21 protein-coding genes are annotated in these 19144 nt (G+C 62.8%); 10 read left to right on the forward strand and 11 right to left on the reverse strand.

The features are described from left to right. Positions 1-17: 17 nt before the first annotated feature. The gene (gene nboR / locus AC3ANQ_RS03295) at positions 18-647 is read right to left on the reverse strand and encodes a nicotine blue oxidoreductase (protein ID WP_488303792.1); all 630 of its coding nucleotides are present in this window, start codon (positions 645-647) and stop codon (positions 18-20) included. Between the two features lie 207 nt (positions 648-854). Between nboR and AC3ANQ_RS03300 the strand changes: the two genes are divergently transcribed. Then, positions 855-1982, forward strand: a complete 1128-nt coding sequence (locus tag AC3ANQ_RS03300; RefSeq protein WP_488303793.1) for a M23 family metallopeptidase — start codon at positions 855-857, stop codon at positions 1980-1982. Positions 1983-2068: 86 nt separating this feature from the next. Here the strand turns inward: AC3ANQ_RS03300 and AC3ANQ_RS03305 are convergent, their stop codons facing one another. Together AC3ANQ_RS03305 and AC3ANQ_RS03310 are read right to left on the reverse strand one after the other, a co-directional pair. Further along, a complete protein-coding gene (locus AC3ANQ_RS03305; RefSeq protein WP_488303794.1) occupies positions 2069-2503 on the reverse strand; it encodes an SRPBCC family protein in 435 nt (144 codons plus the stop codon). A 1521-nt stretch (positions 2504-4024) separates the two neighbouring features. Then, complete coding sequence (locus tag AC3ANQ_RS03310; protein WP_488303795.1) at positions 4025-4174, reverse strand: hypothetical protein; 150 nt, start codon at positions 4172-4174, stop codon at positions 4025-4027. A gap of 10 nt (positions 4175-4184) precedes the next feature. On the opposite strand from AC3ANQ_RS03310, the gene AC3ANQ_RS03315 reads away from it, so the two are divergent. Further along, on the forward strand, positions 4185-4877 hold the full coding sequence (locus tag AC3ANQ_RS03315; RefSeq protein WP_488303796.1) for a hypothetical protein: 693 nt from the start codon (positions 4185-4187) through the stop codon (positions 4875-4877). Positions 4878-4914: 37 nt separating this feature from the next. Here the strand turns inward: AC3ANQ_RS03315 and pepE are convergent, their stop codons facing one another. Further along, entirely contained in the window at positions 4915-5670 is a 756-nt protein-coding gene (gene pepE, locus AC3ANQ_RS03320) for a dipeptidase PepE (RefSeq protein WP_488303797.1), read from the reverse strand. Positions 5671-5674: 4 nt separating this feature from the next. Continuing rightward, positions 5675-6541, reverse strand: a complete 867-nt coding sequence (locus AC3ANQ_RS03325) for an IclR family transcriptional regulator (RefSeq protein ID WP_488303798.1) — start codon at positions 6539-6541, stop codon at positions 5675-5677. Positions 6542-6736: 195 nt separating this feature from the next. Here AC3ANQ_RS03325 and AC3ANQ_RS03330 point away from each other — a divergent pair, with 195 nt between their 5' ends. The 3 genes from AC3ANQ_RS03330 (at position 6737) to AC3ANQ_RS03340 (ending at position 10193) form a co-directional block, all read left to right on the forward strand. Next, entirely contained in the window at positions 6737-7453 is a 717-nt protein-coding gene (locus AC3ANQ_RS03330; protein ID WP_488303799.1) for an AroM family protein, read from the forward strand. Positions 7454-7538: 85 nt separating this feature from the next. Further along, on the forward strand, positions 7539-8498 hold the full coding sequence (locus tag AC3ANQ_RS03335) for a DUF1177 domain-containing protein (RefSeq protein ID WP_488303800.1): 960 nt from the start codon (positions 7539-7541) through the stop codon (positions 8496-8498). A gap of 51 nt (positions 8499-8549) precedes the next feature. Further along, complete coding sequence (locus tag AC3ANQ_RS03340; RefSeq protein WP_488303801.1) at positions 8550-10193, forward strand: OPT/YSL family transporter; 1644 nt, start codon at positions 8550-8552, stop codon at positions 10191-10193. A 100-nt stretch (positions 10194-10293) separates the two neighbouring features. On the opposite strand, the gene AC3ANQ_RS03345 is transcribed toward AC3ANQ_RS03340, so the two are convergent. Next, positions 10294-10698: a hypothetical protein gene (locus AC3ANQ_RS03345; protein WP_488303802.1), complete on the reverse strand. Its 405-nt coding sequence runs from the start codon at positions 10696-10698 to the stop codon at positions 10294-10296. Between the two features lie 274 nt (positions 10699-10972). Here AC3ANQ_RS03345 and AC3ANQ_RS03350 point away from each other — a divergent pair, with 274 nt between their 5' ends. The 3 genes from AC3ANQ_RS03350 (at position 10973) to AC3ANQ_RS03360 (ending at position 13054) form a co-directional block, all read left to right on the forward strand. Beyond that, positions 10973-11356 carry a LapA family protein gene (locus AC3ANQ_RS03350; RefSeq protein WP_488303803.1) on the forward strand — a complete coding sequence of 128 codons (384 nt, stop codon included), beginning with the start codon at positions 10973-10975 and terminating at the stop codon, positions 11354-11356. 215 nt (positions 11357-11571) lie between these two features. Next, positions 11572-12354 carry a VOC family protein gene (locus tag AC3ANQ_RS03355; protein WP_488303804.1) on the forward strand — a complete coding sequence of 261 codons (783 nt, stop codon included), beginning with the start codon at positions 11572-11574 and terminating at the stop codon, positions 12352-12354. A 220-nt stretch (positions 12355-12574) separates the two neighbouring features. Then, on the forward strand, positions 12575-13054 hold the full coding sequence (locus AC3ANQ_RS03360) for a hypothetical protein (protein ID WP_488303805.1): 480 nt from the start codon (positions 12575-12577) through the stop codon (positions 13052-13054). Between the two features lie 410 nt (positions 13055-13464). Here AC3ANQ_RS03360 and AC3ANQ_RS03365 read toward each other — a convergent pair whose 3' ends face one another. Then, positions 13465-13740, reverse strand: a complete 276-nt coding sequence (locus tag AC3ANQ_RS03365) for a winged helix-turn-helix transcriptional regulator (RefSeq protein ID WP_488303806.1) — start codon at positions 13738-13740, stop codon at positions 13465-13467. Positions 13741-13985: 245 nt separating this feature from the next. On the opposite strand from AC3ANQ_RS03365, the gene AC3ANQ_RS03370 reads away from it, so the two are divergent. Together AC3ANQ_RS03370 and AC3ANQ_RS03375 are read left to right on the forward strand one after the other, a co-directional pair. Beyond that, positions 13986-14612, forward strand: a complete 627-nt coding sequence (locus AC3ANQ_RS03370) for a DMT family transporter (protein ID WP_488303807.1) — start codon at positions 13986-13988, stop codon at positions 14610-14612. Positions 14613-14908: 296 nt separating this feature from the next. Further along, positions 14909-16465 carry a sigma-70 family RNA polymerase sigma factor gene (locus tag AC3ANQ_RS03375; RefSeq protein WP_488303808.1) on the forward strand — a complete coding sequence of 519 codons (1557 nt, stop codon included), beginning with the start codon at positions 14909-14911 and terminating at the stop codon, positions 16463-16465. 180 nt (positions 16466-16645) lie between these two features. Here AC3ANQ_RS03375 and AC3ANQ_RS03380 read toward each other — a convergent pair whose 3' ends face one another. From AC3ANQ_RS03380 to AC3ANQ_RS03395, 4 genes are all read right to left on the reverse strand, one after another. Then, the gene (locus AC3ANQ_RS03380) at positions 16646-16921 is read right to left on the reverse strand and encodes a hypothetical protein (protein ID WP_488303809.1); all 276 of its coding nucleotides are present in this window, start codon (positions 16919-16921) and stop codon (positions 16646-16648) included. 90 nt (positions 16922-17011) lie between these two features. Next, entirely contained in the window at positions 17012-17311 is a 300-nt protein-coding gene (locus AC3ANQ_RS03385; protein WP_488303810.1) for a YciI family protein, read from the reverse strand. 2 nt (positions 17312-17313) lie between these two features. Continuing rightward, positions 17314-18120, reverse strand: coding sequence for a VOC family protein (locus tag AC3ANQ_RS03390; protein ID WP_488303811.1), 807 nt, complete (start codon positions 18118-18120; stop codon positions 17314-17316). Positions 18121-18218: 98 nt separating this feature from the next. Then, entirely contained in the window at positions 18219-19064 is an 846-nt protein-coding gene (locus AC3ANQ_RS03395; RefSeq protein WP_488303812.1) for a class C sortase, read from the reverse strand. Positions 19065-19144 lie beyond the last annotated feature (80 nt).

Consider the following 19144-nt stretch of genomic DNA (forward strand, 5'->3'; position numbering starts at 1 on the left):
GCTGTCAGTTTGGGTGGCTAGTCGGTCAGCAGGTGGAGCTGTGCCTTGGTATCCACGTCTGTTCCATCGGCGAGGTCGCTGCAGTCCACAACATCCACCAGTCCCGGGTGGGCTTTGAGGAAACTGCGAGCTCCGGCGTCGCCCACGGCGGACTCGGCTGCCTCGGCGCGGAGGGCGGCGTCGATGATCAAGGGATGGCCACGCCGCAGCTTTGCGGTTGCACTGCCGTCGAGGGCATCTTCCACGTACCCCGCGGCCGTCACGCGGCCGGGTCGGTGCGCGGCCAGCAGCCTGGCGACGACGCCGGGAGTCAGGCTGGGCTGGTCCACCAAAGCCACGAGGACGTTGTGACCTCGGGCAGCCGCGGCAATACCTGTCCGAAATGAGCTAGCCATGCCGGACGCCCACTCCGGGTTGTCCACCACGAGGTATCCGTCCAGATCTGTGGTGCGGCGGACTTCCCCTGCTCGGGCACCGAGCACCACCACTACCTCGTGGCATCCGCCGTCGAGCAACACCTTGGCGAGTAACTCCACCAAGGTGCGGCCGCGGAAGGGGAGCAGTGCCTTGGGGCCGAGGCCCAGGCGCGTCCCTGCGCCGCCGGCCAACAGTACGCCGGTGGTGGGCGTGAGGCTGGTCTCGTTCATGGGTTCACCATATACATGTGCTCCCCGGGGTCTCGATACGGGCCGGGCGCGCCCATGGATGCTTGGGCACCGTTCCTTCGTGGTCGTCCGCAATTCGCCCGAAATCCCTGTCATGATCTGAAGTCGGGGAGCTCTTAACCATTGAAGCCCTTCTTTCAAGGGATCGAAGTGAACGTAACGACGGGTGCGCCCGTCTCAGGAGCCGCTGTGGGAAAGCATCATGAGTCTGGCCGGATCGTCGATCTGGTGCTCTCTAGAAGATTTGGCCGGGTCCTTTCGGCTTGCTTCCTTGCTGTCTTGGTGACGTTTGCTTTCGGCTTCCAGGGCCCACGCCTGGGCGGACAGGCGGACCGCGGATCATTGGCCATGGGCCAAGTTGGACCCGGCATGCTCCCTGCCGAGGGCGGCGGCTCCGGAGCGCCGGGGGCTGCGGTTCAAAGCCCGTCCTGGGCCCCTATTCCTGCTGGTGACAAGGCCACGGTGTCTTTTGAGCGCTCCCCGGTCCAGACCCTGGACGGGAACGGGGTCGGCAATCTCAACGTCGCTTCGAGTTCCCTTGACCGGCCCGCCGCCGGGAAACTCTACGCTCCGCTGGAGGTGCTGGTTCCGAGCTCGCCCTTCGGGTTGAGGATGGACCCCTTCACGGGCCTGCCCGGGGAGTTCCATTGGGGCCAGGACTTCGCCGCGGGCTGCGGGGCCCTGGTTTACGCGGCCGATTCCGGTGTGGTCCGCGCGGTGGGCTGGCACCCGTGGGGCGGCGGGAACCGGGTGGAGATCGACCATGGAAACGGCCTGGTCACCACGTACAACCATCTGCAGGGGATCGCGGTGGCCAAGGGGCAATCGGTCCGGGTGGGCGAGGTTATTGCCCGGGTGGGAACCACGGGGTCCTCGACAGGCTGCCATCTGCACTTCGAGACGATTCTCAACGGCGTCTATTCGAACCCGATGAACTGGACGTTCCTGCCGACCAGGCAGGTTGACCGGCTCGGGGACATTCCCATGGTCAGCTACCAGCCGGGTTCCGCCACGGCGGCCTCGGCGGGGTCTGTGTGGTCCATCCCGGGGGCCGTGCCCACCGAACAGGCGGTGACCGGCGGGGTGCAGGAGGCGAAGGTCGTGCCGCCGGGCCCGTCTGCTACGGCCACGGCGAGCCCGACTGGGTCACCCACCGTGACGCCGACGGCGAAGCCCACCGCCACCGGGACGCCGACGACGACTGGCGTACCCGTCACCTCGGGGACAGGTGCCCTCACGACCCGGTCGGGCGTTACGCCGGGCTGGCCGAGTTCGCCGGTGTCAGTGACGCAGTCGCCGTCGCCGAAAGTCCAGTAGCCCAACCACACGCTCGGTGATGGCGTCAATCGACATCGATTACGGAATTTGCCGTGTGGTCCCGGAAGGAAACGCGTGTTCGATTTCTAGTGAGATTCCAAGGTGGCCTTGAGCTTGCCAAGTTGGGCGACTTCGGCCAGCATTGTCCGCGTGATCGAGCGGTCGATCAGTTTCATGAGGCCTTTGGGTTTCAGGTCGAGTCTGAACTGAATTCTCGTGCCGTTCAGGACCTCGTTCAAGTGAAATGCGCCAGCGGGGCGGGCGGGCCCGGCAATGACCTGGAATGCGAGGAGGGAGCAAGGTTCCGCGCGGGTGATTTCAAAGTCACCCTTGATTGGTCTGCCGCCCGGACCTGTGAGGGTCTGGCTGTAGAGGGCTCCGACGGTTCCTGCGATGCCGCTTTTTAGGGCAATGCTTTGGATTCCATTCCTCCATTTGAGTTCGTTGAGGGGATCGGCGATGAAGGCGTAGACGTCACTGATCGGCCGTTTGATGATGACCGTGTTCTCGGCGTGAGCCATGGAGGACCTTTCGTCGTCTTTCGGGCTAGGTCTCTCTGGAAAAGAGCGGATCGGGCCCCGGAGCAGGTGTTGAATATGATGTTCTAAAGGGGCGTGCGGCCGGCGTCTCAGATCCGACCGCACGCCTTGCAGGGATCCGTGGATCCCTGCGCATGCCCCGTGTGGTGGGTTAAGCATGGGGTCCCCCACCGCTGTGGCACGGCCTGACACGCGATCCACGGAGGACGGCTCCGTGGTGGCCCTAACAGGCCAGAGGCGAGTTTCACACTCCTCTCTCGCATGCCAGGCACTATGTATGTGTCTTGAGTGCCTGAAACATGTCGCCAACCTGGCAAGGCAATTCCGGAAGCCCGTAGGAGCCGATCGTAGAAATCAAACCGCCGATATCGCGGCACGATCTGCGCCCCCAGGACACTTAAAGGGTGCTTGGCGCGTGAGAGACGGACTTCTCGACGGATTTGTGGGGACGACGCGAGAGGTCACTCCGGAATGCGAGTCAGGCCGTGTCCCAGGCAGTTGACGGTTTCCCAGACGGCCGCATTGCCTGGGACACACTTTGAGTCGGGTCACGTACTGGTATGAGCGCCCGACGGAGACCAAGCTCTTGGCCACGCCTGGGCTTTGACGTCCGTGGATCCATCGGGGCCCGCGAGCTTCCGTTTGGTTCAGGTGCGAAAATGCCCGCGAGCGGAGCCAAGGGACCCCAGATGCGACCGCCAAGGGCTGGGTAGCGCGCCGCAAAAGCAGCCTCCATTGCCTCGTCTGCTGCGCTGACCATAGGAACGACCCGATGAAATGCCAAAGCCCTCGTCCGTGAGGCCTTCGTTCGACCATTCAGTCCTCCGTGCTCATGTCGCCGGCACGTCCCGGCCAGCGGGGGAGGCCTAACAGGGCGAGATTGGAAAGATTCTTTGCAAACCGCCGGCGAGAATCCGCCCGTGTTTCCTCTTTAACAGTGAAGGCTCGCGCACGACGAAAGCGGTCGTCGGCACTCTTACCGGAGTAGCCCGATCCTCGCTCTTCGCGCCTCCTGGACCCTGGGAGGGGCCTTCGCAACTCCAGGCTCCCCGTCTCGCGTTTTCGGGGGGGGCTTTGAAGTCGTTTTTTAAACATCGAATCGATGAATAAAAAGCCGCCCGAAATGGGCGACTGGCTGGCGTGAAACGTACACGCATCTTTGGAGGAGACAGTCATGATCAAGATTTCCAAACCGGCAACGAGGGCAGCAGTGTTCACCGGTATCCCGCTGCTGCTATTGACCGTTGCAGGGGCAGCGTTGGCCGATAGCACGGCCAAGCCGGGTGCTGCTACCGGGACACCGGGCAGCGTTAGTGCTGCCAAAGCATCGCACGCTCCCGTGATTTCCAGGTCTCCGGCAGTTTCGGAGACGGCAGGCAAACCAGTGGTCCCAGTTCCGGCGACTCTCGCGACGGCGGCACAGCCCACCACGGCCCCACCAGGAGCCCCGGATCCGGGGTCTCCGGCAGTTGGGAAGACTGCCGGCAAACCAGTGGTCCCAGTTCAGGCGGCCTCCGCGACGGCGGCACAGCCAAGCGCAACTTCGTCCGGTTCCGTGTCACCGTCCACGACGCCGACAGATCCTACGACTCCGGGCTTTTCAACGTGTGATCCCGCGAAGCCCAACACCATGCCCAACTGTGCCTTGCTCACGGTCAACAAAGTGTGGATAGTCAATGGCCAGACCATCAAAAATGGTGACGTCCTGGACGGCGTCACCTTCGATGCAGCCCTCAAACTGACGTTCAGCCACGACAACGGCCCCAACTCGGTGCCACAGGTAGCCGATCCTGCTGCGTGGGGGGAGGGCTACTACGTCCACCACGGCAGGCCCGTGAGCATCGAAGAGCAGATCAATCTACCCAACTGCACGGTGAACAGTTCCTTCACAGATGGGACCCGAACCCTTCATAACGGACGTCTGCACGATCTGCAGTGGTTCGGCCCGTCCGAGGTTCACGTTCAAGGCCCCTTGCAGTACACCGTCACGGTGACGAACACGGCTGAATGCACATTCCCGACGCAGACACCGACACCCACGAAGACTGCCACGCCGACGCCGACGCCGACACCCACGAAGACTGTCACACCGACGCCGACACCGACACCCACGAGCACTGCCATTCCCACACCCACCGTGGTTCCGACACCGAGCAATTCAACGCCGGAAGGCGTGCCGACCGAGACCCAAACAGCCGTGGTCGTGGTCGCTTCCGCAACACCGGTATCCGGCACAGCTGAGAACCGGCTGGCCTATACCGGGTCCGGCGGGATCGTCTGGATCGCCGGCGCAGCCGCGCTGCTCGCGGGAGCCGGGGGTGCGCTGCTCATTTCCCGACGTCGTAGGGCCCACTAAGGCGCAGCCGCACCCAGGAGTGGTGCTGTCCGGCGGGTTAGGGCGTGTCGAATAGTGTGGGCGCTTCGAAGAGCGCACCCACGTCGCCGCTTGTTTCCCGGGGCAGCGTGCCTCTGCGGAAGGTGATGGCCGGGCCGAGGCCCGGGGTGACGGCGGTGCCGCCGACCATGGCTGTGAAGTTGTGTTCTCCTGCCGTGCCGGTGACCCGCAGGTGCGCGCCCTCTCTGAGGCCCAGGACCGGGACATCGTTTTCTTCGAGGAACTCGCTGAGCCTGGTTTCGCGTGTTTCCCCGGCGTGCGCGCTGCCGGGGTCCGCGTCCAGATAGTGCGGGTTGATCTGGAACGGTACGAGGCCCAAGGTCGAGAAGCTCGGGGGTTCGACGATGGGCATGTCGTTGGTGGTGCGCAGCGTGGGGGAAGCGATGTTCGCTCCGGCGCTTGCTCCCATATACCTGGTCCCGGACTGAGCCGCCTCGCGCAGGGGATCCATGAGTCCCTGCCGGTGCAGCTGTGAGACGAGCCGGAATGTGTTGCCGCCTCCCACAAAGACAGCACGGGCCTTGGCGAACGCGTCTTGGGGCGAGTCAAAGGTGTGCAGCCCGCGGGTACTTATGCCGTGGGCTGCCAGCGCTTCAGCTACTTTCGCGGTGTAGGTGTCGTGGTCCCGCAAGGCGTAAGGCACGAAAATGACTTCGTTGACCCCGGCCAGGAATTGTGCCACCTCGTCGCGGGCGTGGTCGAGGTAGCCGCTGTTGGCGTTGGTCGAGTTGGAAAACAGCAGTAGATCGAGCATGTGTTCAGGCTTTCGTTCGTGGCCGGGTTTGGTTGGACAGGCTCTTGCCGTGGCGCCAGTTCCGTTGGGGTGCGGCTGTCTTGTTGGACAATAAATCGGAGAGTTCCTGGGCTGCTGCCAGAAGTTGGGGCAGGAAGTCCATCAGGTCCGTGCCGTCCTGTTGGACCTTGCTTTCGGAGATGGACAATGAACCCACCGGGCGATGCCCCAGAAGCACGGGAACGGCCAGCGCCCTAGTGGAGGGGTCATATTCGCCTTCGGAGAAGGCGTAGCCGTCGGTGACTGTTTGATCAAACAACGCCTCAAGGCGCTGCTCATCGACTTCGGTGTGTTCGGAGTACCTTGGGTGCGGCCGGCCGTGGAGCAGGTTCCGTCGCTCGGCGGGACTGAGGAACGCGAAATATGACCTCGAGGTGGCCCCGGCATGGGCCGGGTACAGGTCTCCGATCAGAGGGTGGGACCGGAGGGGTCCGTGGAGGCCGTCGATGGCCGCGATGCACCGGACGTAGGCCCCGTCGGGGATGGCGAACAACGTGGTCTTGGTGGTTTCCTGCGAAAGCCTGGTGAGGACGGTGTCGGCAAGCCGTGCCAAGCCCCCGGTGCGTTCCCACAGGGAAGCCATCCTCCACATGGCAGGTCCCAAACTGTAACGGCGGGTCCACGGGTCGGCGCGGAGAAACCCCTGGGCCGCGAGAGAGGCCAGGAGTCGCTGGGCGGAGGACTTGGTCAGTCCGAAGGTCTCGGCAAGTTCAAGAACTCCCCAGTCCGTGCGGAACTCGTTGAAGGACAGGAGGATCCCCAAGGCGCGGTCAACAGTCTGGAGCGGGGACTGCGCATCGGAGCCTGGAAGGGGCTGCGGGGACAACGTCATGGGAAAAGCATAGGGGTCATCGGGGCCGGAATCCGCAAATTCCCGAATTTCCGTCCCAAAGATAGATTCCACCTCCCAAATAGCGGGAATTGATTGTCTGTGGTGAGCATCCCATGGGCTAATTGAGGCACTCCAAAATGTCGGGCAGATCACATCCGGCAGCAAGCTACGGCGGGACGCCGGGAAAGGATTCAGATGAACGACATGCCGCCACCTGCGGCCCCGGCCCGCACCGCACGGACCCTGGGCGTCATCACCATCGGGCAGACGCCGCGGACGGACCTCACCCCGGAACTCGCTGACCTTCTTCCTGGTGTGTGCATCGCCGAACGAGGCGCCTTGGACGGGCTCTCGGCGTCGGAAATCACCGAACTTGCTCCGGTACCCGGAGACCATGTCATGACGACGCGTCTGCGGGACGGGACGGCCGCCGTCGTCGGCCGGGAAGCTCTGGTGAGGCGGATCCAGGCGGCCATCCTGGAACTGCAGGGCGAAGTCGACGTGCTCCTGCTGGCCTGCACAGGGACATTCCCGGAGTTCATCCACGACAAACCTCTGATTGAACCGGACCACGTCCTGGCCCATGTGCTGGCGGCCGTCGCCTCGCGGAGCCGTCATGTCGGTATCATCTGTCCCCTGGCGGAACAGGAGGAGGACGCGAAGGCCAAATACCGGGCCCTGCTGCCCGGGACGGTAGCCCTCTCGACGGCGGCAGCCACCCCTTATTCCACGGACCTGGCATCCCTGGGCGCAGCCGCGGAACAGCTCAGAGCCGACGGCGCGGAGATCATCGTTCTGGACTGCATCGGCTACACAGCACGGATGCACTCCCAGGTCATCGAAGCCAGCGCCCTACCGGTCCTGCTGGCACGATCAGTCGCCGCACGCATCGCCGCAGAGCTGCTCGGCTAACCCAACCCAAAGAACAAAAAACGACGTCGGAGACCCCGCCGCCGCAATGAAACCTGCATTGACCATCAAACAAGGAGCAAAAACAATGTCCTGGAAGCACGTGCTGGAATCCTTTGACCTGCTGGACAGCCCCGCAGCCGACGGCGAGGCAGTCCGGAATCTATGGCAGAACCACGGAGCCGATGATGTCTTCGTCGAGACCGTCACCGGACACGCGGGAGCCACGGACTTCGTCCGTGTTCTCATCCCGGGAACCAGAGGCAAGAGCGCCGGCGGCACGGCGCCAACCCTCGGAATCATCGGCCGGCTCGGGGGACTGGGAGCCAGGCCGGAAAAGATCGGTTTCGTCTCCGACGGCGACGGCGCCCTGACAGTCGTGGCCGCCGCGGCCAAACTCCTGGAAATGGCCTCCCGCGGAGACCAGCTCGAGGGCGACGTCGTCGTCAGCACTCACATCGACCCTGACGCCCCGACGCAACCCCACGACCCCGTCCCGTTCATGGGTTCCTCGATCGACATGTCGATCAACAACAAGTATGAAGTCACCCCGGACATGGACGCCATCATCTCCGTAGACACCACGAAGGGCAACCGCATCTGCAACCACCGCGGATTCGCCATCACCCCCACCATCAAAGAAGGGTGGATCCTGCGGGTGGCTGAGCCGCTGCTCGACATCGCCGAACAAACCTCCGGGATGGCGCCGGTGGTCCTGCCGATCACCATGCAGGACATCACCCCCTACGGTAACGACGTCTACCACATGAACTCCATCGTCCAGCCCTGCACCGCGACCACCGCCCCCGTCGTCGGGCTGGCCATCACCACCATCTCGGCCGTTCCCGGATCAGCCACCGGAGCGACCGACCTGGGAAGCGTCGAGTCAGCCGTCAGGTTCGTCATCGAAACGGCCAAAGACTTCGGACGCGACAAGCTGGCGTTCTTCGACGACGAAGACTACGCACAGCTGACCACCCGCTACGGGTCCATGTCCAGGCTCCAGCAGCTCGATCAAACACTCGCCGCAGCCGCCACCCAGGCCTGAGCGGGAACCGCCCCACCCCCAACGATCCCTCCCACAGAAATCAGTCCTCCCATGGCACAGCCTCTCAATGTCAAAGACGACACCACAGCACGCCACCCCAGGGCCTTTGAGCCCGTGACCCTGGTGGTCACCGTTCTCCTGAGCATCCTGGGCGCCGTCATCGGCCTGCACATGATCACCACCATCGGCATCTCCGCCAACACCTCCGTCATCGGCGCACTCATCGCCATGATCATCGGCCGGATCTCATTCTTCGGATTGGCCAAGATGCGCGACATCAACCGGCAAAATCTCGCACAAAGTGCCATCTCCGGTGCCACCTTCGCCGCCGCGAATTCACTGCTCACACCCATCGCGGTCCCCTTCGCGTTCGGCCGTACCGACCTTGTCGGCCCCATGCTCGTCGGCGCGTCAATGGGCCTGCTGATTGACGCCTGGATCCTGTACAAGAGCTTCGGGTCCAAATTCCTCCCCGCCGACGCAGCCTGGCCTCCGGGAGTGGCCGCCGCCGAAACCATCCTCGCCGGCGACAAAGGAGGCAAACGGGCGCTCCTCATGGCCGCCGGAGGCGCCATCGGCGTGGGAGCATCCTTCTTCGGACTGCCCATGTCCGCGGCCGGAGTCGCGCTGATCGGCAACGTCTGGGCGCTGGGAATGTTCGCCGTCGGGCTCTTGGTGAGCCAATACGCTCCGGCGATTCTGCACTTCACCCTCTCCTCCATGTATGTCCCGCACGGGGTCATGATCGGCGCCGGAATCGTTGCCCTGGTCCAGGCGGTCCGCATCCTCCTGGACAAAAAATCCGCCAAAGACCGGCAGAAAGACCAGATCCTGGCTCAGGCCCGCGCCGCAGCACCGGAAGACCCATCCCTCGTCCCTACCGTCAGCGCCGGCAAGCTCCGCCGCACCTTCGCCTCCGGCTACGTCCTCTACGTCGCCGGCGCCCTGATCCTTGCCACGCTCGGTGGCATCTGGACCCAAATGTCCGTCCCCGCAGTGATCGCCTGGATCCTCTTCGCCGCCGTCGCCGCGATCGTCCACGAACTCATCGTTGGCCTCGCAGCGATGCACGCCGGCTGGTTCCCCGCCTTTGCCGTGACACTGATCTTCCTCGTCGCCGGCCTGCTGCTCCAGATCCCCGCCGTGCCCCTGGCCCTCCTGGTCGGATACTGCGCAGCCACCGGCCCGGCGTTCGCCGACATGGGCTACGACCTCAAAGCAGGCTGGATCCTCCGCCGAGAAAACCGGCCGTATACGGCCTTCGAAATCGAGGGCCGCCGGCAGCAACTGCTCTCCGCCATGATCGGCTTCACCGTCGCCATCGGCCTCGTCGCCCTGCTCTGGAACACCTACTTCACCGCCGGACACCTCCCGCCCGCCGCCGTGGTCTACGCGGACACCATCAAAGCCGGCCTGACAAACCCCGACGTCATCCGAAACCTCATCCTCTGGGCCATCCCCGGAGCCCTCATCCAGATCATCGGTGGCGCCAAACGCCAAATGGGCGTCTTGCTCGCTACAGGACTGCTTATCGGAACCCCCGACGCCGGCTGGCTTGTCCTTGTAGCCCTGCTCTTCCGCTTCATCTGGACCAAGTACCGGCCGCAAAACGGGGAAACCGAAGTCTCCCTCATCGGAGCAGGCCTGATAGCCGGCGACTCCGTCTATTCCGTTGGTCAGATCTTCAAAGGCTAACCAGCCCAAGATCTGTCCCCGCCGTCACTGTCGGGGCGCTGACTGAAGGTCAACGAAGGCGGCTGCGAACAAGGTTCGCAGCCGCCTTCGTTGACCCCGGTCAAGCAGCCTGCAGTTTGTTCAAACACCGAACATAGCCGTTCATTACCGATTCGAAGTCAAGTAACTGCGGTTGGATTGTAGTTGCCGAGAGCCCGTCGCCGGAATCTTCCTTGCACAGCAGAGGTTCACAACTGTTCCCTGATGCGGAGAACGTTGCGATGCCCCATGGATGGGTTGCGGATGTCACAGCGATCCCGGCAGCGTCGAATGTATCGGCCAGGACTTTGGTTGCAACGGTTTGCCAGGAGTGCAGGAGCGCGTCCTTCATGCGCTCCGCGAGATCCGTGTCTTTGCTCTTACGGGCGAGCGTCAGCGCAGCCGAAAGATCGTCCCACTCCTGTGCCGGACGAACAAGAAGGTGTCCACTCCGGATCCGGGCATTCATCTCATTCAACGACATCACTGGATACCTCCCTGGAATTGGTGCGGCTTCGGCCGCCGGGTGTTCGCGTGCGGGAACACCGCCAAAGACCTTGTGTCCACAACCACTGGAACATGACGTCATTGTTCCGAAGTTCGACCCTCCCGGCCGGTCAGCTAACCTACTTCCGGCCTTCGTCGGCCTCAGGCGCCAGCTCCAGTGCGGATCCCGAGGGCCTCTACGCGATCAGCAGTATCCGCAGCTCTACCTGCAATCGTTGGACATGGGAAGCCTCAGACGGGGGAGAATGGCATTCATGACTTCAGAAGAACCGGCGGACCCCGGGCATACCTCTCCTCGGCCGGAATCACATCCTCGGCCAGAATCACAGTCCGGGGGCCAAACCCCCGAATCCATCACCGGTGATGCTGATCGAAACAAGCAGGTCACCAGGACGGCAGTCATTTGGGGGGCTGTAGCGTTCGGTCTTGCGGTGATGGTGCTGTTGATAATCTTCTTCATCCAAAACCAAGACATGATTGCGGTCAAATTCCTTGGCTGGGAAGGCCGCCTGGCCCAGGGAATCGCTTTCTTCATGGCCGCCGTCGGAGGTGGAATACTCGTGGCGATCGCAGGCGGAGCGCGGATCCTGCAGCTTCGCCGCAACGAACGACGACGCCGCAGGACCACGGGCCTGTAAGCAATGGGCAGTTTCTGCCGTTCCTGGGAGATCGGTCCCATGGAGAATTCTGAAAATCGGCATTGGAGTTGCGGCACGAAATCTGTCTGAAGGCCACTGTAAGGATGTCCGTAGTTTTAACGGATTCCTTGTGTCCCCCGAGGCGAATTTCCCGGTTCCGGGGAATTCGCACAGTGGGTGTGCCACGGGATGTGGCGCGAGTCGAAGGAGTGAAGATGCCTGTTCGTACTGAGAAATGGCCCGAGGGGACGCCGACATGGGCTGATCTTGGAGTCATTGATCTGGATGCCGCGAAGGCGTTCTACACCGAGTTGTTCGGCTGGGAGTACTCCTCCGGTAGTGCGAATTCCGGAGGGTACTTGCTTGCTCATGTTGGCGGGAAATCGGTGGCAGGTATAGGGCCGAAACAGAATGCGGAGATGCCCACGGTCTGGACCACCTATCTTGGGTCCGACGACGTGGATGCCACTGCAGTGAAGGTGGCCGCAGCGGGCGGGAGCCTTATCGCTCCGCCGTTTGATGTCATGGACTCCGGCCGGATGTCGATCGCCGCCGATAGCGTTGGCGCGGTATTTGGCATATGGCAGGCCGGGACTCACATCGGCGCAGAACGAGTCAACGAGCACGGGGCATTGTGTTGGAATGAGTTGCACACACGCGACTACGGCCCGGCCCGCGAGTTTTACACAAGGGTTTTCGGGTTCAGCTATAAGGACATTGACGGTGACGGCTTTGTCTACTCCACGTTTAAGCGGTTCTCGGACGGTGAAGAAGTCGGCGGCATCCACCATGACACGCAGCTTCCCGATGGTGCACCCAACTACTGGCTGGCGTGGTTTGCCAGCGATGACGTCGACGCTACCGCAGCGAAAGCCCGGGAATTGGGCGGGACCCTCGTCATACCCGTTATGGACAGTCCGTTCGGGAGGATGACGATTCTGCGAGCACCCCAGGGCGAAACTTTTGGAGTCATCCACCTGCCCGACACGCAGGGATAATTTCGTCGGCGAGAAGATCAATCCGCCCTTGAGCCCTCGCCGACTGGCCCGGCAGAGACTGCGCACCGCCTTCATCGCGCCGGTGCATGGCGTAGGGATCCATGTTGGCGGCACGTTTCGGCCCGAGGTTCCACTACTTAGATGAACCTCGGGCCTGCAAGTCAGGGCGTGGCCGATATCGATAGTCGAGAAATAGGAAACGATCAACCAATGGATCCCCATGACCGGCGCGGCAGATCTTCAATGTAACAACAAGGATCACGCGAATGTGACCCATGCCGACGGGCTGCGGGCCTGGGCCAAAGGCTCCTTCCCTTGCGAGGCGGCCACCGAACTGTTGCTCCGCGGGTTTGGAGGCCGGTTCGCCGCGCCCGGCAATCCCTGGGTCGGCACGGAGGAATTCAGCGGCGCATCGTGGATTGATTTCGCCTCGATTCCCGAACATGCCGGCCGTGTCTCCAACGGTGAATGGGGATTCCTGATGTTCGCCGCCTCCATGGCCGAAGGCGTTCCCGTGAATTTGGCTGAAATCGTGACCGTAGTAAACAGAGAGAGCGTCGCGCTCATGCTGGCCTCGATCGCCCACGCTTCCGGTAGCCATGAACACTCCTGGGAGAGGGCGGACCGGGGTGAGCCGGCGGGCTTCAACCGTCTGCCCAGGCTGTATTCATGGCCGGGCAAGCACGTTGAAGGCCGCTAGGGCAGAACTTTCGGACACACCCCGGACGGCCAGCACGGTGAACGGACCATCCGAGCTGGTTCCTGGGAGGCATGGGGCATGGATTTTTGCTCCGTGGTTCGCGACACGATCCTGATCCTTTCCCTACTTAATAGGTGGCAGGCATGGGAGTGGTGAAATCCGACAGACTTCATCGATGTGGTGTCCGGGCGGACAGCCATCACTTCACATGACCGGCCCTGTCACGGAGAGCGCGCGCCGGATCCTCTTGGTGCCGCGTCTGCCTGGACTACGAGCCGATGACTATGATCACGGCAGAGCGTGCGGCCAGGCCTGGACCTGGCCGCACGCTTCTTCCCTGTCGATGTTCACAGCCAAGGAGCCTCTCGCTACCTGGTCCGCAGACTTATCTGAGCGCGCGTTTCTGCTGATCAGCGGGCATGGCCCGGGCTAAGGGAGAAATAGGGTGTAAAGCGGGCTCTGGCCCCGGGTGGAATGTTCGAGCGGACGGTCCCTGCTGATTCCAGCCTGAGAAGATGACCATGGACCGTGCTTCTGGACAACCTCACGGCATGGCAGATATCGGCCACTCTACTGGCGCCATTCTTGAGCAAATAGTCGAGTATCAAGGAGCGCGCCGTGGCGGAGCCGGCAGGACGCTCAGGCGGGAGTGCCGGGTCCATCGTGGGGTAGGGGATTGTAGACATGTCTGCCTCTCAGTGCGTCAACGTGTACGAAGCGGGATCTGCTCCGGGCAGGATTCGCCGGATGCCGTGGAACCTCCCGACATACAAGTGCTGACTCCTGGTGAAACATGTCGCGGTTCCGCGGCCGACGTCGGCGGAGTCTTTGAGTCGGCAGACTCACGGCTGCTGCTCTATGCGTCGCGTGCCCGCGAGTCTGGTCTGTCAGACCACGTTTTGTTCGAGGCCCGGACACGGGGGATGTCGCCTTGGTTCACTCGTTTGATGAAGGAATCGAAGGCAGGTATCTGGTTGATGGTTGCCGCGACGGTGGCAATCGCGGCACTGGACGGGCTGCGCAAGGGTTTGTCGCGGAACGGGTTGAATGGATGACCTGGTTCGCGGTGGGTTTCAGCCTGGTCGGGGTCGTCCTCATTCTTCGGCCGAGCGGTAAGTCGACCGTGTTCGGGCTGGTGTTCGCACTCGTATCCGCCGTGTTGTATGCGTCGTACGGGACCTTGACCCGGAGGGTGAGTGACACCGACACCCCTCAAACCTCGTTTGCCTACATGACCTTGATCGGTGCTTTGCTCTCCGGGGTGTTGATTTTTGTTCAGACGCCTTCCCTGACCGAAGTGGCTCCGGGCGATGGAACGATGCTCGTGCTGGCAGCCGTGGCAGCGGCGGCCAGCCAAATATTGCTGATCCAGGCCTACTCACGGGCCACTGCGCAATCGCTGCAGCCTTATAACTATCTTCTTTTTGTCTGGTCGGCGTTGATCAGTGCGTTTCTCTTTACCGCCCCGCCCTCCCCGGAAACACTCATCGGCGCCGCCCTAATCATCATCCCCAACATTCTCATCATGATCAGACCGAAGAAGCTGGCACATGGCTGAACGCGATCATCAGCCAGAAGCGCAGCGGCATCCAGTTCCCGGCATCCACCTACCGATCCAACGGATCAACGCAGTGCCTCGCGACGGAGTTCGTTCCTCTCTCAACGGCGTCTCAGTGGCCCGCGTGCAGCCTCCCTTCGATTCCTTTCCGGCGCATATCGATGGGGGCTCCTCAATCCAATCGGCGACGGGCCATGAGCTCAATTTGCGGAGAAGTTCCCGGTTAGGCGTCATTTATGGCGCCCGTCGGCCACACAACACATATGGCCAAGAATTCTGAAGCTCTAGGGGAAGTCATGGCAGGTAGGTTTCGGGCAGCTGCGGTCGCCAGTGACCGTGAGCTCATCGCGATGGTTCGCGGCGGGAACGCGGAAGCATACGAAGGGCTCTACACGAGGCATGTATCCATCGCATCCTCTGTAGCACGGAGGAACGTCGACAACCCAAGTGACGCGGACGACGTCGTCGCGGAAGCGTTCCAGGCCGTGCTTCAAAGTCTCAAATCCGGCGGTGGTCCCCGGGAGTTTTTCCGCGCGTATTTGCTCTCCGCCGTCACTAGGCTCGCCCACCACACCAACAGAAAGGCACGCCGAACCACCCCGGCAGACATAGAAGCGAACTTCGACCACGATGTGGTGGAGGAGGACCCGGTCATTCGGGCGTTTGAATCGCGGACCGTCGCGCGCGCGTATCGAGCGCTGCCTGAACGGTGGCAGTCGGTGCTTTGGTATCTGGACGTGGAAGGGATGAAACCAGCAGCGGTCGCCCCGATCATGGGGCTCTCTCCCAACGCCGTTTCCGCGCTCGGCGCACGGGCCCGCGAGGGATTGCGCCGCCAGTACCTGCAATCCCATATCATTCACCTGGAGCGCGGGGGCTGCGCGGAGTTCAGGTCCCAGCTGGGCCCCTATCTTCGTGGCGGGCTTTCCAAGAAGAACGCCTCGGGTGTCCGGAGCCATTTGGATGGCTGCGCGGCGTGCACAGCTGTCCTGCTTGAACTTGAGGACGTTCGCGGAACCATGCGGGCCGTGCTGCTGCCGTTGGTCACAGGCATCCCATTGGCGGCCTGGGACGACGGGTCCAAGGAACTCGGGGAGGCCCGCATCCTGCAGGGAACCTCAACCGGGACCGCTGCGGTCAACCCCGTAGTGATGACCGCAGCTGGTGCTCTTATGGCGACGATCATGTTTGGCGGGGTCAGTGACTCAGCCAATCTGACCACGCAGGGCCAGCTTGACGCGCTCCGTGGCGGGACCTCACGCAATGACGTTCCCCCGGGGCCGATGTTGCCTGCACCTGCTTCGTCACGGCCCCAGACCTCGGTAACGCCGGCTGCTCAACAGCCCTCCAGCCCCGTCACTCCCTCCGGGCCCCCGCCTTCCCGCCCTCTCGAAACTGCGCCGGACCCGGTCCCACCGCCCGCCCCAGCCCAGTCACTGGCCACGGCTCCGCCGCCCGGACCCGAACCGGGCATTGTCTCTGATTCGATACAGACTGCAGGCGTCCAGGGGAGTGCCTACGTCTCGGATGTTAATGGCGATCCCAGAACCCGGAGCCTGGCCATTGTTTTTTCCATCACAGGCGGCGCGGATCTCGGCACCGCAACCGCAGCTTTCTCATTATCGAAACATGCCTCGATAGATCCTGCATCCGTAAGCGCCCCTTTAGGATGGACCTGCTTCGTGAACGCAGGAGATCCCGGCGCACTCACATGCACTACCGACGTCCTCGAGGGCGGAACCGCAGAGTTCCATGTCACGGTCAACACCACAAACAGGGGCCACGGTCACGTGCTTCAATACAGCCTCAATGGTCCAGTCATCGAAACCAACTCATACACGTATGGATTCTGAAATCAGTCCGCGTGCCAAGATTGGCGGCGGTCAAGCCTGAAGGGGACGCGATGTGTGGCGTTGAGACGTTTTTTAGTTCCGGGAGGAGCCGCGTCGCTTCTCTTTGTGTCGTCGGAACGTGCAGGAAAGTGGCTGAGCCTCCTATGAGTGCCAGCCGGGGACCATTCGTGTCGCCTGGAGTTAGTCCTTGGGGGAGAAACAAGGTTGTTCGCCGGCAAGGGATTCTTCTTCTGCGGAATGAGGGGCGCCGTGCATCGCGCGGCTTGCTCTCTTGCTGGTGCGCTGGCGCCGGAAAGCCACCGCCACGAGCGGAGCGGTCAGCAACACAAAGACGACTCCGGCCACGGCGAGGGCACCTGACACAGTAATCAGCGCTGCCATGACCATGAGATGGATGCCCTCGGTTTCAGAGATCGGCAGGCTTAATGCCGAGGCCGCGATCGTGTTCATGCTCATTGTTCTCCTCTCAAGCTGCCGGTCCGATCCGTGACCTTGCAAACACGGCGCGGCGGCTGCGAACCTGGTTCGCGGCCGCCGCTTCCGGGGTCAGACGCCGAGGCACTCACTCACCTGCAGCGTTCCGCCGCGGGCAATGAAGGGGTGTTCCGCGAGCAAGGCGCGGACGGCGTCGAGCGACTCGGCCTGGATGATCGAGTAACCGGCAATCTCGACGGCGGGAGCGGGCTCGCCCGACGCCAGCTGGGTGACGAAGTTCAGCGGCGCGCCGGGGTCGGTGACCGCGCCGCCAGTGGTTTCGACCCAGGCACGGAAGGCCTCCCGGCCGGCCTCCATCATCTCCGGGGTCGGGTGGCCCATGCCGTGGTATGTAACGAGGAACTGTGCCATTTCTAGGACTCCTGGGTGGTGCCGGCCTGGGCCGGCGGGTTGATGATTCCGAAGGTTTCGCCCTGCGGGCCCTGGAGGATGGCCATCCGGCCGAAAGGGCTGTCCGTGGGCGGGAAGATCGTGGCCGCGCCGAGGGCCGCGGCGGCCTCCAGGGTCGCGTCCGGGTCCTGGACCTGGAACCATGTCAGCCAGTAGCTTGGAACGCCGTCCGGGAGGTTGGTGTCGTGCGAGATTCCGCCCACGGTCTGGCCGTCCTTGGGACGTTCGAAGGTGGAGTAGATAAACTCCGAGCCGTCTCCGATGTCCGTGTAGCTGAAGCCGAAGACGCTGGCGTAGAACTCACGCGCGGGCTGGTAGCCGCGGGTGTGAAGCTCATTCCAGCACACGGCCCCGGGTTCGTTGTAGCGGCCGATGCCGTTGTGGCCGGTCGACTGCCAGATGCCGAAGGCGGCCCCTGCCGTGTCGAAGGCCACGGTCATGCGTCCCTGGTCCATGACGTCGAACGGCGGCATCATGAGCTGGCCGCCGGCTTCGGTGATCTTCGCTGCGGTGGCGTCGGCGTCGTCGACGGCGAGATAGGTGCTCCACACGGAGGGCAGGGGGCCGGCGTTCTCGGGTTTGGGGCCGATGCCGGCTACCGGCGAACCGCACAGGAAGGCCATGTGGTAGCCGCCCGCTTCCGGGCCGGCATCCTGGATATCCCAGCCGAACAACCGGGAGTAGAAGTCTGCGGCGGCTTTGACGTCATCCACCTGGGCGTCCACCCAGTTCGGGGTTCCCTCGGGCCATCTTTCGTTGCGAACAGGCATGATGCTCCTTTGAGTATGCAGCGTGGTGCGGCAGGTTTGCTTGGCATACTCAAAGTGGTGTCTATTTGCCGTTTGTGCCGCGAAAAGGGCATCGCTTTTCACGGCACCGGCTCCCGTCGTGCGTGTCGAGTTCGCCAGCGGTTCCAGACGGTGGCGGCCAGGTAGAACGCGAGCAGGCCGCCGATGAAGTAGATGGCCCAGAACGGGAATCCGATATTGGTCTGGCGTCCTGCGAGGGTTTTTTGTTCGGGGGCGTCTTTAGGGATGTCTGCGATTCGGGAGGCGTGGACGAGGAGTCGGTGTGAGTTCACGCCGATGGGGGTGCACGTCACCAAAGTGATGGAATCCTCGCCCGCGGTGACCTTGAGGGATGAGATGTCGTCCGGTTTCACTACCTCGATCTTGTTGACCTTGTACAGAAACGTGTGGTCCATGACTTCGGTGGAGAAGATGTCGCCCGTTTTGGCACTGTGGAGGGGGTTGAAGAGTTCGGCGTTGGGGATTCCCGAGTGTGATGTCAAGACGCTGTGTGTGCCGGGGCCTCCTACGGGAAGGGAGGATCCGTAGAGATGGCCGACTCCCTTGGCCAGAACATCGTCGCTGGTTCCGTGGAAGATGGGCAGGTCGATGTTCAGCGAGGGGTATCGGAACCGCCCGATCACGTCATCGTTGGCCACGTTCAACTGGCTCTGGTAGTCCCGCAGTTGCCCTTCCACGGCCGGTGTCGGGGCTTGTGCGGAGTAGGGGTCGCGCAGCTGGCCCGGGGGGATGCGGGAGTTGTATTCGCGCGCGCGGTCCAGCACTTTCGTCCGGGCCGAAGGTTCAAGCTGCTGGACTTCCTGAGCGTAGCCGGAAAGCTGGCTGTTGTGGGATATCGAGCTGAACCAGTCCGCTGCCTGTGGGTAGAGGATCAGGCCAATCCCGATGGCCGCGATCACCATCATCGTCAAGAACCTCCGGTCAGTGAGACTGGATCGGATGCCATTGCGTCCAGCCGCCGGTCTCCGGGTTCTGCGGCGATGAA

Source organism: Arthrobacter sp. DMZ02-1R (assembly GCF_057747935.1).

Bases quoted from the DNA above. Each gene is read 5' to 3' on its own strand.
- nboR (WP_488303792.1), bottom strand. From the start codon at position 647: ATGAACGAGACCAGCCTCACGCCCACCACCGGCGTACTGTTGGCCGGC.
- AC3ANQ_RS03305 (WP_488303794.1), bottom strand. From the start codon at position 2,503: ATGGCTCACGCCGAGAACACGGTCATCATCAAACGGCCGATCAGTGAC.
- pepE (WP_488303797.1), bottom strand. From the start codon at position 5,670: ATGCTCGATCTACTGCTGTTTTCCAACTCGACCAACGCCAACAGCGGC.
- AC3ANQ_RS03325 (WP_488303798.1), bottom strand. From the start codon at position 6,541: ATGACGTTGTCCCCGCAGCCCCTTCCAGGCTCCGATGCGCAGTCCCCG.
- AC3ANQ_RS03330 (WP_488303799.1), top strand. From the start codon at position 6,737: ATGAACGACATGCCGCCACCTGCGGCCCCGGCCCGCACCGCACGGACC.
- AC3ANQ_RS03335 (WP_488303800.1), top strand. From the start codon at position 7,539: ATGTCCTGGAAGCACGTGCTGGAATCCTTTGACCTGCTGGACAGCCCC.
- AC3ANQ_RS03340 (WP_488303801.1), top strand. From the start codon at position 8,550: ATGGCACAGCCTCTCAATGTCAAAGACGACACCACAGCACGCCACCCC.
- AC3ANQ_RS03350 (WP_488303803.1), top strand. From the start codon at position 10,973: ATGACTTCAGAAGAACCGGCGGACCCCGGGCATACCTCTCCTCGGCCG.
- AC3ANQ_RS03355 (WP_488303804.1), top strand. From the start codon at position 11,572: ATGCCTGTTCGTACTGAGAAATGGCCCGAGGGGACGCCGACATGGGCT.
- AC3ANQ_RS03360 (WP_488303805.1), top strand. From the start codon at position 12,575: ATGACCGGCGCGGCAGATCTTCAATGTAACAACAAGGATCACGCGAAT.
- AC3ANQ_RS03365 (WP_488303806.1), bottom strand. From the start codon at position 13,740: ATGTCTACAATCCCCTACCCCACGATGGACCCGGCACTCCCGCCTGAG.
- AC3ANQ_RS03375 (WP_488303808.1), top strand. From the start codon at position 14,909: ATGGCAGGTAGGTTTCGGGCAGCTGCGGTCGCCAGTGACCGTGAGCTC.
- AC3ANQ_RS03380 (WP_488303809.1), bottom strand. From the start codon at position 16,921: ATGAGCATGAACACGATCGCGGCCTCGGCATTAAGCCTGCCGATCTCT.
- AC3ANQ_RS03385 (WP_488303810.1), bottom strand. From the start codon at position 17,311: ATGGCACAGTTCCTCGTTACATACCACGGCATGGGCCACCCGACCCCG.
- AC3ANQ_RS03390 (WP_488303811.1), bottom strand. From the start codon at position 18,120: ATGCCTGTTCGCAACGAAAGATGGCCCGAGGGAACCCCGAACTGGGTG.
- AC3ANQ_RS03395 (WP_488303812.1), bottom strand. From the start codon at position 19,064: ATGATGGTGATCGCGGCCATCGGGATTGGCCTGATCCTCTACCCACAG.